This is a genomic window from Paenibacillus sp. 598K (assembly GCF_003851045.1).
Lineage (GTDB): Bacteria > Bacillota > Bacilli > Paenibacillales > Paenibacillaceae > Paenibacillus_D.
Genome location: NZ_BFBX01000143.1, coordinates 1 through 14,678, shown reverse-complemented (window position 1 = coordinate 14,678; position 14,678 = coordinate 1). Strand labels below are relative to the sequence as shown.

The 14,678-nt window shown below is 62.0% G+C and carries 11 protein-coding genes; 8 read left to right on the top strand and 3 right to left on the bottom strand.

The genetic code is table 11. From position 1 onward, the window contains the following. Positions 1–50 precede the first annotated feature (50 nt). From PA598K_RS31280 to PA598K_RS31270, 3 genes are read right to left on the bottom strand one after another with little or no spacing between them, the layout of a single operon-like run. Positions 51–1,661 (bottom strand): response regulator, encoded by a 1,611-nt coding sequence (locus PA598K_RS31280; RefSeq protein ID WP_128660697.1) that lies wholly within the window; start codon positions 1,659–1,661, stop codon positions 51–53. Next, positions 1,636–3,483, bottom strand: a complete 1,848-nt coding sequence (locus tag PA598K_RS31275) for a cache domain-containing sensor histidine kinase (protein ID WP_128660696.1) — start codon at positions 3,481–3,483, stop codon at positions 1,636–1,638. The genes PA598K_RS31280 and PA598K_RS31275 overlap by 26 nt, the downstream gene beginning before the upstream one ends. Position 3,484: 1 nt before the next feature. Further along, positions 3,485–4,990: an extracellular solute-binding protein gene (locus PA598K_RS31270; protein ID WP_128660695.1), complete on the bottom strand. Its 1,506-nt coding sequence runs from the start codon at positions 4,988–4,990 to the stop codon at positions 3,485–3,487. A gap of 357 nt (positions 4,991–5,347) precedes the next feature. On the opposite strand from PA598K_RS31270, the gene biuH reads away from it, so the two are divergent. The 8 genes from biuH to PA598K_RS31230 all read left to right on the top strand — a co-directional run bounded on the left by biuH (position 5,348) and on the right by PA598K_RS31230 (position 14,044). After that, positions 5,348–6,034, top strand: a complete 687-nt coding sequence (gene biuH, locus PA598K_RS31265) for a biuret amidohydrolase (protein ID WP_128660694.1) — start codon at positions 5,348–5,350, stop codon at positions 6,032–6,034. 117 nt (positions 6,035–6,151) lie between these two features. After that, positions 6,152–7,165, top strand: a complete 1,014-nt coding sequence (locus tag PA598K_RS31260; protein WP_128660693.1) for an ABC transporter substrate-binding protein — start codon at positions 6,152–6,154, stop codon at positions 7,163–7,165. 13 nt (positions 7,166–7,178) lie between these two features. Then, the gene (locus PA598K_RS31255) at positions 7,179–8,000 is read left to right on the top strand and encodes an ABC transporter ATP-binding protein (protein ID WP_128660692.1); all 822 of its coding nucleotides are present in this window, start codon (positions 7,179–7,181) and stop codon (positions 7,998–8,000) included. Continuing rightward, positions 7,997–8,749, top strand: a complete 753-nt coding sequence (locus PA598K_RS31250; RefSeq protein WP_128660691.1) for an ABC transporter permease — start codon at positions 7,997–7,999, stop codon at positions 8,747–8,749. The genes PA598K_RS31255 and PA598K_RS31250 overlap by 4 nt, the downstream gene beginning before the upstream one ends. Continuing rightward, positions 8,746–9,867, top strand: a complete 1,122-nt coding sequence (gene atzD / locus PA598K_RS31245) for a cyanuric acid amidohydrolase (RefSeq protein ID WP_128660690.1) — start codon at positions 8,746–8,748, stop codon at positions 9,865–9,867. Before PA598K_RS31250 ends, atzD begins: the two co-directional genes overlap by 4 nt. A gap of 40 nt (positions 9,868–9,907) precedes the next feature. Further along, the gene (locus PA598K_RS31240) at positions 9,908–10,342 is read left to right on the top strand and encodes a cupin domain-containing protein (RefSeq protein ID WP_128660689.1); all 435 of its coding nucleotides are present in this window, start codon (positions 9,908–9,910) and stop codon (positions 10,340–10,342) included. A gap of 113 nt (positions 10,343–10,455) precedes the next feature. Continuing rightward, positions 10,456–12,072, top strand: a complete 1,617-nt coding sequence (locus tag PA598K_RS31235) for a PucR family transcriptional regulator (protein ID WP_128660688.1) — start codon at positions 10,456–10,458, stop codon at positions 12,070–12,072. 25 nt (positions 12,073–12,097) lie between these two features. Beyond that, the gene (locus tag PA598K_RS31230) at positions 12,098–14,044 is read left to right on the top strand and encodes an allophanate hydrolase (RefSeq protein WP_128660687.1); all 1,947 of its coding nucleotides are present in this window, start codon (positions 12,098–12,100) and stop codon (positions 14,042–14,044) included. The last annotated feature ends 634 nt before the right edge of the window (positions 14,045–14,678 follow it).

Sequence of the window (14,678 nt, the reverse complement as noted above, 5' to 3'; positions counted from 1 at the left end):
GCGCATAGGCCTACTCGATTTGCGCCCGGCAGGGGGAATGTTGTCCCCCATCACGGCTTGTACTCCCCCGGATTGACGCCCCAATACTTGCGGAATACCTTGGTGAAGTAACTGACGTCGCGGTAGCCGCACTGGCGGGCGGCGTCGTACACCTTGAGCCCCTCCTGCAGGACCGACTTGGCTCGCTCCATCTTGCGCTCGAGCACATAGGCCGAGAAGGCGACGCCCATCGATTGCTTGAACAGGCGGCTCAGATAGGACGGGCTGATATAGAGCCGATCGGCGACCGTATGCAGCGTCAGATCCTGATCGATCTCGCGCTCGACGATCGCGAGGATGTCCTGGATGACGCCGTTGCTGGCGGTGCGCCGCTGCTCCTGCATGAACGCGACGATGCTGCGCGTCGTCCGGGTCAGCCACGACCACGTCTGCTCGCGCGTGCCGAGCAGCGTCAGATTGTGCAGATACATCCGGTCCTCGCCCATCACCTGGCCGACCGACCAGCCTTGCTTGTGGATGAGGCGGATGAGCAGGCTGCTCAGATAGAGGACGAACTCCTGCACATCCTCGGAGGAGGCCGCCGTATCCTGGCCGGATGCCCATAGGGCGGCGAGCGCCTCCATCGCCTTGTCCTCGTCGGCTGTCTCGAGGGCGATCTCCAGCGCCTTCTCCAGCGCATCCTGGGGATAGGCGAGCCGTCGCTCCTGGACTGTCGACTCCCGATACGGGATGACGATATCCGGTCCGTAGACGAGCCGCTCCCGCAGCGCCCGGCCTGCCTGGAGATACAGTTGGCTCATCTGCTCGAGATCGCCGGGAGCCTCGCAGATGCCGGCGCTCGCCGTCAGCTTCAGCACCTCGCGCATATGAGAGAGCAGCTTGTCCAGCGCAGCCTGGATGTAGAGCATGGCGTCCTCCTGCGGCTGCTCCGGCGGCAGCACGAAGACGAGCAGCACCCGGTACTCGGCGTCGGTGCTGATCCAGCAGGACGGATGCTCCAGCAGCTCCTTGGCCATGCAGAGCAGCGTGAACTGCAAGAGCGGCAGATCGTGAGCATAGAACCGCGTGCTGCCTTCCGGCAGCGGATCGACACCGGCGACGGCGACGACGATCCGATCCTGCTCCCGCAGCTCGATGAGCAGCTCCTTGCTCTGCTTTAGCACCTCCCAGCCGGTCAGCTCGCCGCTCGCCCAGCGCTGGAAGAATTGGGTGTGCAGGCCGGGCAGATGGGCCTGCCACTTCTCCTCCAGCAGCGCCTTGCTCTGCCAAGCCTCCAGCTCCTGCCGCAGCTCGGCCGCCGCGCTCAGGACCGCGTCCAGGATCACCTCCTCGCCTGCCGGCTTCAGCAGATAGCGGGTGACGCCGTGCGCCATCGCATCCTGTGCGTAGGCGAAGTTGTCGTGACCGCTCAGGATGATCAGCTTCATCCGGGCGCGCGCGCCCCGCTGCTCATGCAGCTTGCGTACCAGCGTGAGCCCATCCATCTCGGGCATCTGCACGTCGAGCAGCATCAGATCCGGCGCCTTGGTAGCGATCAGCCGGAGCGCCTCTGCTCCGTTGCGCGCCACGCCGATCACCTCGATGCCATGCTCCTCCCAGGGCATATCATGGACGAGCGCGTGGCGCAGCCGCGGCTCATCCTCTACGATCATCAAGTTCATCGCTTCCCTCTCCTTCCTTCTTCTGACGATAGCTGGCTCGAGTCGGCGCTCCTCCCTGCAGCGGGATGGCAATCTCGATACGGGTCCCCTCGCCAGCGGCGCTGTCGATCGTCATCGTTGCCCCCTCGCCGTAGTAGAGCCGCATCCGCGTATACACATTGCGCAAGCCGAACAGGTCGGTCGCCGTCTCCTCGTCCCGCGAGAGCGAGGTGATACTGCGGCGCTCCATGCGGCGTAGTTCCTCGCGGATATAGTGAAGCCGCTCCGGCGAGATGCCGGCGCCGTTGTCGGCGACGCCAATCCGCAGCTCCGCGCCCTGGATGCGACTGGCGATGCGCAGCACGCCGCCGCTCTCTCTCCCTTCGAGCCCATGCAGGATCGCGTTCTCCACGAGCGGCTGGAGCAGCAGCTTGAGGAGCGGGATCGGCTTGGTCTCCTCCGCCGTATCGTAGACGACCGTGAAGTTATCCATGAAGCGCAGCTGCTGGATGCGGATATAGTAGTGCAGGTGGCTGAGGCTCTCCTCCAGGGCGAATTCCTCCTGTCCCTTGTTCAGACTGAGCCGGAAGAAGCGCGACAGCTGCATGACCATCTCGCTGATCTCGGCGCTGTCGCAGCTCTTGGCCATCCAGTAGATCGAATCCAGCGTATTGTACAAGAAATGCGGGTTGATCTGCGACTGCAGAAACTTCAGCTCGGTCGTCTTCATCCGCAGCTGCTGCTCGTAATGGTCCTCGATCAGATGCTTTTGCTCGGTGGCCATCTGGTTGAAGGCGTCCAGCAGCACGCCAAATTCGTCGCGCCGCTTGTTGTCGAGCCGGATATCGAGCTGGCCGCTGCCGATCTGCTTCATGCCGCGCGAGAGCTTGGTGAGCGGCGATGCGATGCCGCTGTAGACGACCCAGGCGATGACGAAGGCGAGCAGGACGCTGATGGCGATGATCGTGTACGTGAACAGCCGCAGCTGGTCTGACTCCTCATACAGCTCGCTCTTGGGCTGGACGAGACGGAGCTGCCACATCGAATATTCCGAGTCAAAGGCGACCTCCATCTCCTCGTCCGACAGCGGCGTCGCAGCCGCGTCATCGCTGCCGCTGGCAGCGATGACGTCGCCTTGCTCGTTGAGCAGCGTGATCCGCGTGTTGGCGCTGGGGACGAGCGTGCGCAGCACGTGCTGCAGCGAATTTTTGTTGATCGCGATCAGCAGCAGATCGAACTGCCGCTCGGTATTGTACAGATCCATCGAGCGCACCAGCGTCAGCGTATCCGTCCCGAGCATCTCGCCGAAGGTGGCGTCGCTGGCGACCGGCGTCTGTGGCAGCATGTAGCGGACGCCGGTGCCTCCAGTGCGGGCGAGCTCGAGCAGCCACGCCTGCTGGGGCTCCGAGAGGACGCGGCGGCCGCCGAAGCTGGTCGAGATGAGCATATGCGACGCTTGGTGGTAGAGTGCGATCTGCGAGGAGAAGCGGTTGACCGCCTTCAGGTTGGAGAGCTGCTTCAGCACGGCCGAAAAATCGACGATCGCCGTCGGCGGCAGATAAGCGCCGTTGGCATTCAGTCGCTCGACGATCGAGGGATCGGCCGCGATGACCGCCGATAGCTCCTCGACATTTTGCAGGGCCAGATCGATGTAGTCCATCGTCGAAGCGAGCGCAACTGTCGTCCGTTGCTCGGCCTGCTGGTACAGGATATCCCGCGACCGCTCGATCGCGAACAGACTGATCACGACGAGCGGCAGCAGGATGAGCAGGAAGTAGCAGGTGAGCCGGACCTGGATGTTGCTGCGGAACCAATCGCGCAGGCGCGCGGAGAGTCGTCTCATCCTACTGCGCCTCCTCTTGCTGCTTGCGGTACCAGGCGTTCACTTCGGCCGTGACTTCGTCTCCGCCCTGCGCGCGCCAGTCCGCCACGAACCGGTCGAAGGTGTCGAGCGGCTCGATGCCCATGACGATCCGCACGAACACCTCCTGGAGCTCCTCGAGCGTCCGGTCGTACTTGCTCATCGCCGGCGTCGGCGCGCCGTAGAAGGCGTTGGGCAGGATGTGCTCATGGATCGTCATAATGTTGTCGTACAGATTAAAGTCGCCTAGCGAATCGAGCCGCTGCTTGAACAGCTCGGCATCGGGCACGTCGACGAGCGATTGGTAGATGCCTCGGTACAGATGCTTGTCATGCATATCGAAGTCGGTCACCATCCGGCCGTTCTCCATCCGCCAGATCTCATCCTCGAATCCCAGCTTCAGATTTTTGTAATCGCTCACGATAAAGTCCAGAAATTGAATGACCAGCTCGGGATGAGCGGTGCCTACCGGGATGACGTTGTAGCCTCGCACCTGGTCCTTGCCCTTGACGCCGCTATGACCCTTGGGCCCGACAGGGTAGGGGAGCTTGATCCATTCGGCCTCGGGCTCGCGGCGCTTGTTGGCGGCGATCGGTCCGCGCGTGTCGTACCAGGTAGCGGAGAACAGGCCGACCATGCCGTTCTCGACCTTCTCATACAGATTGCTCTGCAGATTGAGCGGGAACTCCTGGTCCAGCAGCTGTTCCCGATACAGCTTGGCGAGGTAGGCGAGCGCTTGCTTGGTCTCCGGCAGGATGCTGCCGTTCACGAGCTGGCCGTCCCGTTCGAGCCACATGCCCGGCTGCACGCCGAACGCGCCGAAGAACGGAGCGGAGCGACCGAGGTCGAACATCATCATCAGCCCGATCGTATCGCGCTTGCCGTTGCCGTCAGGGTCGTTCAAGGTAAAGGCGCGGATCACCTCGTAATACTCCTCGAGCGTCTCCGGCGGCTCCAGACCCAGTCGGTCGAGCCAGTCCTTGCGGACGTACATCAGCTCGTCGCCGATCACCTCATTAAGACTTGGGATCGCATAGATCTGGCCATTGTAGCGCACGCGGTCCCACAGCTCGTCCGGGATTCTCTCCAGCAGATTGGGCCCGTAGGCGGCGAGCAGGTCATCGAGCGGCATAAAGGCGTCCTGCTTCAAATAGTTGTCGAACCAGACCGCTTCGTACGTATGGAGCATGTCCGGCAGCTTGCCTGACGACATGATTACATCGAGCCGTTCCTCGTACACCTCTGGCGGCGGCGTGATCACCTGGATATCGAGGTCGGTGCGCTGTTCGATATACGCGAGATAAGGATTTTCGTTTTCGTCCATGCCCTCCGGAAAGGAGAGGCCGAGATTATTGATAACGATGCTGATCGCGCGCGGTCCGGAGGGACCGTTAGGCTCCGTCGGGGAGCCAGCGGACAGGCAGCCGGCGCAGAGCAGCATCGCAGCGAGCGGGGCCAGAGCGGCGGAGGTACGTATCGGTCTTCGCATGGATGTGTCGCTCCTTTGGTAAGAGTAGACGATCAAGAACGGCAGAAGGCGGATTCCTTGAGCCTGATCACACGTTAATTCGACAGACAGTAGCGTTCCCCTGCTCGCCATCGCCAATGCCTATAATTTGGACATGTAATAAAACATGACCTGATTGCTTTGCTTTGTGAATATCAACAAATGGAAAAGGTTGATTATCGTAAATTTTCTAAAGACAAACCGAAATCATTGTAATATAATATGACACATGAAAGAAATCGAGTTAGGAAACATGACATATTGAGAGATCCATATTGGGGTATTGAAAATGCCGAAGAGGCAAGGGATCGAATCTGTAGAAGCGAGGGGACGAAATATATGAAAGCTGTGGAGGCGAGGCCATACGCTTGGCCATACGACGGTAAGCTGGATGTGGCAAAGACAGCATTAATCATCATTGATATGCAGATTGATTTTTGCGGCAAGGGAGGCTACGTCGAGCAGATGGGCTACGACCTGTCGCTGACGGCCCGGCCGATCGAGCCAATCAAGCGGCTGCTCGCTCGCGTGCGGCAGATCGAGGGCTTCACGGTCATCCATACGCGGGAAGGCCATAAGCCGGACCTCTCCGACCTGCCGGCCAACAAGCGCTGGCGGAGCGCGCAGATCGGCGCCGAGATTGGCTCGGCAGGACCGGCAGGACGCATCCTGGTGCGCGGCGAGCCGGGCTGGCAGATCATCGACGAGCTGGCGCCGATCGCAGGCGAGCCGATCATCGACAAGCCGGGCAAGGGGAGCTTTTATGCCACCGACCTCGATCTGATCTTGAAGAACCGCGGCATCACGCATCTGATCCTGACCGGCATCACCACCGACGTGTGCGTCCACACGACGATGCGCGAGGCCAATGACCGCGGCTACGAATGCCTGATCCTCGAGGACTGCACCGGCGCTACCGATGAGGGCAATCATCTGGCGGCGCTCAAGATGGTGACGATGCAAGGCGGCGTCTTCGGCAGCGTCGGCCATTCGGACGATCTGCTGGCCGCGCTGGACGGACGCTAGACCGCCGCTCAGGCGAAGCGATGAGAGAATGGCAGTGGACGAGACGGTAGACGGGTACGACTAGACGAGAGACAACAAGACAGACAACAAGAGATCATACCATCGGAGGGAAAACCTATGCGAAAAAGTAATCGACCAACATGGCTTATCCTGCTGTTGACACTGGCACTGATCGCGACCGGCTGCGGCGCGACGGGCAAGGCAAATACGAGCGGCGAGGGCGCTGCCGAAGGCTCAGGCGAGCTCAAGAAGGTCGTGCTGCGGCTCAAATGGGTCCATCAGGCGCAGTTCGCCGGTTTCTATGCCGCCGTCGAGAAGGGCTACTACAAGGATGCAGGGCTGGATGTCGAGATCCGGCCGGGCGGCTCCGACTTCCCGTCGGTGCAGATGGTCGCCTCGGGCAGCGAGCAATTCGGCGTCACAGGCGCTGACCAGATCCTACTCGGGCGCGAGAAGGGCGTGCCGGTGACGGCGCTGGCGACGATCTATCGGGAGACGCCGTTTGTCCTGTTCGCGCTGAAGGAGTCGGGCATCACCTCGATGGAGGACCTGGTCGGTCAGCGCATCGGCGTCAAGCTCGGCGGCAACGAGGAGCTGACGTATCGGGCGATGGCGGACAGCGCCGGTATCGACACCAAGGACATCGACGAGATGCCGGTCAAGTTCGACCTCAGTCCGCTGCTGACTGGGCAAGTGAAGGCATGGCCGGGCTATGTGATCAACGAAGTGCTCGCTACGGAAGCGCAAGGGCATGAAGTGAACATCATTAAGCCGCAGGATTACGGCATCAACTTTTATGCTGACACGCTGTTCGCCAAGCAAGAGCTGATCGAAAAGGACCCTGAGCTTGTGCGCAGCTTCGTCCAGGCGTCGATGAAGGGCTGGGAATATGCGATCGATCACCCGGAGGAAGCGGCCGAGATGGGGCTGAAGTACGGGGAGAATCTGAAGCTTGACCATGAGATCAATATGATGAAGGCCAGCATTCCGCTGCTCCAGCCGGACAACCGGCCGCTCGGCAAGATGGAGGCATCGGCTTGGGAGACGTTGCAGGAGAACTTGATGGAGCTGGAGTTTCTGAAGAAGGAACAGGACTTGTCTACGATATTCACCAATGAATTTTTGGAATAGGGAGGCGTGAACGATGGGAACACCGCTAAGAATCGTAGAGGAACGCGCCTCGGGCGGAGAAGTCAGCCGTCCCGAGGCAGGTCGCGAGCTAGCCGTGTCGCTGCGCAATTGTTCGCTCGCCTTCGGCGACGTGCAGGTGCTGAACAATGTCTCGCTCGATGTGTATAAAAACGAATTTCTGTCGATCCTCGGTCCGAGCGGCTGCGGCAAATCGACGCTGCTGCGGCTCATGCTCGATCTGCTGAAGCCGTCTCCGGGCGGAGAGATCGTCTACGCCGACAAGGAGCCGTCGATCGGCATGGTATTCCAGAAGCCGGTGCTGATGCCGTGGCTGACCGCGCTGCAAAACATCGTGCTGCCGCTGACGCTCGGCGCGAAGAAGAAGCTGGGCAAAAAAGAGGCGCGGGAAAAGGGCGAGGAGGCGCTGAAGCTGGTTGGCCTGCAAGACTTCCGCAACCACTTCCCGCATCAGCTGAGCGGAGGCATGCAGCAGCGGATCGCGATCGCCCGCGCGCTGGCGGCCGAGCCGACGGTGCTGCTGATGGATGAGCCGTTCGGCGCGCTCGACGAATTCACCCGCGAGCGGCTCAACTTCGAGCTGCTGCGTCTGTGGGAGAGCCCGGACAACAGTCTCAGCTCGGTCGTCATGGTGACGCACTCGATCCAGGAATCGGTCATCATGTCGGATCGCGTCATCATGATGTCCCCTCGTCCGGCAGCTGTCGACGAGGTGCTGGAGGTGCCGCTGCCCCGTCCCCGCGAGGTCGGGATGGAGGAGCTGCCGGCGTTCCACCAGACGGTCAAGGCATTGCGGAAGCGGGTGAAGGATCAATGAACGAGAAGGTCAAAACGGTATTGTATCCCGTCGTCTTCGCCCTCGGCTTCATCGCGCTGTGGGAGCTGGCGGTTCGGCTGTTCGAGCTCCCGGTCTATCTGCTGCCTGCGCCGAGCGCGATCGTCGGCGTCATCGACGGCACGCTGGGCGGCCATATGATGGTGACGTTGACGGAGGCATTGGTCGGTTTTGTGCTAGCCAATATCCTCGGCTTCGCGACGGCGGTTATCTTCGTCCATTCCAAGCCGATCGAGAAGGGCGCATTTCCTCTGGCGATTGCGCTCAAGACGACGCCGCTCGTGGCGCTGGCGCCGCTGCTCGTCGTCTGGATGGGGACGGGGTATACGTCCAAGGTTGTCGCTTCGATGCTCATCTGCTTTTTCCCGATCCTGGTCAACAGTGTCAAGGGGCTGAAGGCCATCGAGCATGAGGCGTGGGAGCTGTTCTCCACGTACAAGGGGACGCGCTGGGAGATCTTCTGGAAGCTGCGACTGCCGACGAGCCTGCCGTATGTGCTGTCGGCGCTCAAGATCTCCAGCTCGCTGGCGATCGTCGGCGCGATCGTCGGCGAATTCGTAGGGGCGAACAAGGGGCTGGGTTATGTCGTGCTCGTCTCCTCGTACCATATGGATACGCCGAACATGTTCTCCGCGATTATCGCATCGGCGGTGTGCGGGCTGCTGTTGTTCTGGACGATCAGTCTGATCGAGAAGAAGGTTATTTTCTGGCAAAGGGTGGATGAGGTATGAGGTGCACGGTGATCAAGGTCGAGAGCGCCTCGCCTAGCGATACAGTGGGTCTAAGACGTCTGGTCGAGGAAGGCGCGCTGCGCCCGCAGGATGTGGTGGCCGTGCTCGGCAAGACGGAGGGCAACGGCTGCGTCAATGACTTCACGAGAGGCTATGCGACGCAGGCGCTGAAGGCGTGGTTCGCCGGCAATGGCGGCAGCGAGGCGATCTCCTATGTGATGTCGGGCGGCACGGAAGGCATACTGAGCCCTCACTTCACGGTCGTCAGCCGGACGGCGGGAGGAGCCAAGGGCGTGGATGCAGGCGCTGGCGATGGTGAGATTGACGGGGCTGTAGGTGATGGTGAGTGGGCGGCCGGTGGTGGAGTCAAGTCGCTTGCGATCGGTACGGCCCGCACGCCTTCGCTGCAGCCGGAGGAGCTGGGCCGTCTGGCGCAGGTGGAGCATGTGGCGACAGCTGTGAAGCGGGCGATGGCCGAGGCGGGCATCGCGGAGGCGTCGGACGTGCATTTCGTCCAGATCAAATGCCCGCTGCTGACGGCTGTCGAGGTATACGATGCGCAGGAGCGCGGCTGCTCGACGGTGACGGAGGATACGTACAAGTCCATGGGCTACTCTCGGGGCGCGTCGGCGCTTGGCGCAGCGCTGGCGCTCGGCGAGATCGACGGCGTGCGCGACGAGGATATCTGCCACGCCTGGGAGCTGTACAGCGAGGTCGCCTCGACGTCGGCGGGCAGCGAGCTGGACTACTGCGAGGTCGTCGTCTTCGGCAACTCGGCGGCGGCTGAGGGGCCGCAGTTCATCGATCATGAGGTGATGACCGATGCGATCGACGGCGCAGCGCTGTCGCGGATGCTGCAGCGTCACCCTGAAGCTTCGGTCGTGCAGGTGCTGGCCAAGGCCGAGGCCGATCCGACAGGCTATGTGCGGGGACGCCGCCATACGATGCTGAATGACTCGGATATTAACCATACCCGCCATGCCCGCGCCGTCGTCGGCGGCGTGCTGGCCTCGCTCGTCGGCGACCCGATGATCTATGTGTCGGGCGGTGCAGAGCATCAAGGCCCGGCCGGCGGCGGTCCGGTGGCGGTCATTTTCACCAGGGCGCAGCAGGCTTAAGTTAGCGGACTCATACTATAGATGCTGGAGGTAGTGCTTCATGATAACGACACAACAAACGAAGGTGCTGAAGGGCGCCGACATGACCTGGGATCTGATGCCAAACCATATCGAGCTGTACCATCGGGAGATCGTCTCGGCCGCCGAGGCGGACGGCATGGGCATCCGCACGAGCTCGGTGCTGTGGGAGAAGATCGGCGTCGGCGGGCAGGTGCTGCCGCACTACCATGATGTGGTGGAGATTATCCATATCACTGTTGGCCAGGTAAGGCTGCTGTGCAATGGCGAGTGGCAAGATTACGAGGCGGGCGATACGTTCCAGGTGCCGGCCGGGGTCGTCCATTCCGTAGCGAACCGCGGCGACGCGCCGTCGGAGCAGATCAGCATTTTCCTGCCTGCTGAGCAGGACGTGCCGAGTAACTCATTTTTCAATACGACGCTGGTGGACGACGTGTACTCCGCCAGCATCCGCTAGCGGAGAGCGTCAGCGCGCAGGCGATAGGGATGAGGAGGCGGGTGTCGCGCATGGCGCATGGGCCTCTCCCGCCCATTTCGTACTTGCGACCCTGCGCGGACGCCGGGTAGCCCATGGCTATCTCGCGTGAGACAAGCGGCAAGATCGGCTTCACCTGCGGCGATATCCTGCTGATCCCGGACCTCCAGGATGCCGTGGTGCTGGCTGGTGCGAGTGGCATGCAGCGTGCCATTCACCGCGTCAATGTTATGGAAGTGCCGGACGTCATCGACTGGGTGCGACCGGGCGAATTTCTTATTACGAGCGGCTTTCCGTTCCGCGATCATCCCGAGGTGCTCTTGGCCATCATCCCGCAGCTCGCGGAGAAGGGCGTCGCTGCGCTCGGCGTCAAGACCAAGCGGTTCATCGATCATATTCCTGAGCAGGTGCTGGAGCTGGCCGATCAACTGGGTTTCCCGATCCTCGAGCTGCCGGCCTCGACGGTATTCTCGGATGTCGTGCGCGGCATCATGGAGCGGGTGCTGGTGCAGGAGGCGCGGGAGCTATCGCTGCTCCAGAGCCGCTTCCAGAAGCTGTCGCAGCAGCTGCTCTTCGGCAGGGGGCTGGAGGAGTTCGTCCAGGCGCTCGATAGCATGCTGGATAATCCGATCGTCCTGCTCGACGATGCCGACCATCTGCTGCTCTCTCCGCAGGCCGCCGCGCTCTCGACCGATCCGGCCGTCTGGTCGGGGCTGCGGGAGTTCAGCAATCTCGGCGTCAGCTTCGTGACGGTCGGCGCTCGGCGCATCCGGGTGTACATCTCCGAGGTCGGTGGTCAACGCCACCAACGCTGTCTGCTGATGCTGCTGGAGTGGAATCAGGAGCTGACAGTCGTCGATCAGCTGACCATCGACCGCGTCGGCGTGCTGGTCGGGCTGGAGATGATCAATGCCCAGGCGCGGCGGGAGGTCGAGTCCAAGTACGTCGACCAGTTCCTCCAGGACTGGCTGAGCGGGCGGATCGTCACCAGCGAGGATCTGCTGATCCGGGGCGAGGCCTGCGGCTGTCCGATGCCGGAGGGCAGGCGGCTCTACGCCGGTCTGGTCCGCTGGCTGGACGGCAAGCCGCAGGCGCGGGCGTTGCAATCGGCGATGCGCCGACTGCGTGCTCGACTGGCGCCCCATATCCATGTGACGCTGCTCGAGGGCGAGCTGGCGCTGCTGCTGTCGGTTGCCCCCGAGGGCGAGCCGGAGGCTGTGCTGGCTCAGGCGTTGTCCGAGCTGGGCGACGTATTCGGCGTAGGGAGCTGCTCGATCTGTCTCGGCCATGTCGTGCAGCATACGCATCTGGTGCAGATGAGCTATCAGGATGCGAGGAAGATACACGCGATCAGCGCCATTTGTGATTTCCGCGAGCCGATCATCGACAATCGCCGTCTTGGTGTCTTCGAGCTGCTCTATCTGCTGCCGGACAATGAAGAGGTGCAAGCCTATGCGGACCGTTATGTAGCGCCGCTGCTGGCCTACGACAAGAAGCACAAGACGATGCTGCTGGAGACGGTGAAGCTGTATTTCCGCCACAACCGCAATGTGAAGAAGACCTCGCAGGAGCTGTTCACCCACTACAATACGGTGACCTACCGCATCGAGCGGGCGTGCGAGCTGCTCGGGCTGCGCCAGGACGAAGGCGACGATCTGCTCCAGCTGCAGCTGGCGCTCAAGCTCCACGAGATGCGGCCTGCGGCGAAGTAAGGATGAGAGAAGGAGGAGGGTTCGCGTGGAGAAACAACTACTGCCGGAGCTGCTCGACATCGAGTGGCTCCAGGAATGCTATCGCAGCGGTGCGCTGACGCCGCAGGCTGTCGTGGAGGAAATCGTACGCCGGGCAGAGCGCGATGAGGCGCTGAACATCTGGATTACGCCGCCATCGATGACGTGGATTCAGCCGTATATGGATCGTCTGCCGTCGAAGCCGTCAGAGACGTCGCCGCTGTGGGGCATTCCGTTCGCCATCAAGGACAATATCGACCTTGGGGGCGTGCCGACGACGGCAGCTTGTCCGGCGTTTGCCTATACACCTGCAGAGGATGCGACTGTCGTCGCTCGGTTGATCGCGGCCGGGGCGATCACGGTCGGCAAGACCAATCTCGACCAGTTCGCGACCGGTCTGGTAGGTACGCGCAGCCCTTATGGAGAGGCGGGCAACGCCCTGCGTCCCGAGCTGATCAGCGGCGGCTCGAGCTCCGGCTCGGCGGTTGCTGTGGCGCGAGGGCAGGCGTGCTTCTCTCTGGGGACGGATACTGCGGGCTCCGGGCGGGTGCCAGCAGCCTTGCATGGTCTGATCGGCTACAAGCCGTCGCTGGGCGCCTGGCCGACCAAGGGCGTCGTCCCCGCGTGCGAGAGTCTCGACTGCGTCAATGTGTTCGCGGTCACGCTTGCCGATGCGCTGGCCGTAGATCGCGTGGTGCGCGGGCCCGAGGCGAGCGACCCGTGGTCGCGTGAGCTGTTGCGAGTGGATGCTGCACTGCCGGAGCGTGTAGTGCTGCCTGAGGGAGAGCTGGAGTTCTATGGTCCCTATGCCTCGGAGTACCAAGAGGCGTGGGGGCGGGCGCTGGCGAGATTGGAGTCGCTCGGCGTGCCGGTCGTCTACGTCGATTATGCGCGGTTCGCCGAGGCGGCAAAGCTGCTCTACGAAGGCCCGTATGTGGCTGAGCGCTGGGCGGGACTGGGAGTGTTCGTCGAGGCGCATCCCGGCACGACCTTCCCGGTGACGGAGCAGATCCTGCGCTCGGGTGCCGCGCCGCAGCATACGGCGGCTTCGTTGTTCCAGGCGATGCATCGGCTACAGCGTTACCGGCAGGAGACGCGCGAGCTGCTGGCGGGCGCCGTGCTGGCGATGCCGACCTGCGGCGGCACATGGACGCGCGATCAGGTACGCGAGCAGCCGATCGCGACCAACAGCGCGATGGGCAAGTATACGAACCATTGCAACCTGCTCGACCTGTGCGCTGTCGCCATCCCCGCCGGTGCGGCTGCAGAGCTGCTGCCGTTCGGCATCACGCTGTTCGCGCTGGCCGAGGAGGAGCATCTGATCTGCGGAGCGGCGGAGCGGTTCCTCGATGGGGGGCTGGAGAACGGCGCGCTGTCAGGTACAGCGGAGTTGGAGAGTGGGAGGCTTCCAGACGTAACGCTGCCGGAGAACGGTGCTGCGTCGAGGACAGCGCTGGGGACGGAGCAATTGGGCGGCGACACTGTTGGTGTGGACGGAGCGATAGGTGTTGCGGCAGCTGACGGCGTCACCGCCACCGTCGCCGCTCCGGCAATGACGCCGGTGGCGGTCTGCGGCCTTCACATGCGCGGGTTGCCGCTGGAGCGGCAAATGCTGGAACATGGCGCACGCTTCCTGCGAGAGGCGCAGACGGCTCCGCGATATCGGCTGTTCAAGCTGGCGACCGAGCCGGCCAAGCCGGGGCTGGTCAAGCAGCCGGAGGGGGGCGTGTCGATCGCGCTGGAGGTGTGGGAGATGCCGATCGAGCGCTTCGGCGCATTCGCCGCGCTCATCCCGGCGCCGCTCGGCATCGGCAAGGTTGAGCTCGAAGACGGCAGCGAGGTGCCGGGCTTCATCTGCGAGGGATACGCTGCTTCTGGCGGACTAGGCGAAGCCGAGGATGTGAGCCGCTTCGGTGGTTGGCGACAGATGCTGGCGGCGATGACGAAGAGGTAGGGGGAGGAGAAGGGGTGTATTCCTAAGGGGAGGTCTCAGCTACCTAAGCGAGCAAGCTTCGGCTTATTGCTGAGCAGAGGCCGAGGCCTAACAAGGCGAATCGTTCAGGCATATCGCCAAGCACCCTCCCCTGGCTTACCGCCAAACGTTCGCCCCGACTTATCGCCGAGCGCTTGCCCTGGGCTTATAGGCAAGCGCTCTCCCCCGGCTATCGCCAAACGTTCGCCCTTCGCTATCGTCAACTGCTCGCCCAAATTATCTCCAAGCGCTCATCCTTTGCTATCGTCAACTGATGCCCAGACTTATCGCCAAGCGATAGGCATGGCTTATGAACGTCAAACCCCGGCTTACTGTTGTGCGGGGAGCCGGGGCTGGTGTAACAGCCAGCCACTTATACCAAGGCAGCTGCAAGTCCAGCCGACTGTCCGCTCTAGTGGTGGGCGTAACTGCAAAAGTACATTTAATTCGAGACAAAAGGGATGAAATGGGGAGTTTAACTGCAAAAATACAGTTAAATCGACTGATACTCACCAAATAGATGTATTTTCTTGATTTTAAGTGTACTTTTGCAGTTATACCTTTAGTTTTCAGGGGTGCGTAATAAATTAAGTGTATTTTTCAGGCTGTTGAAAAA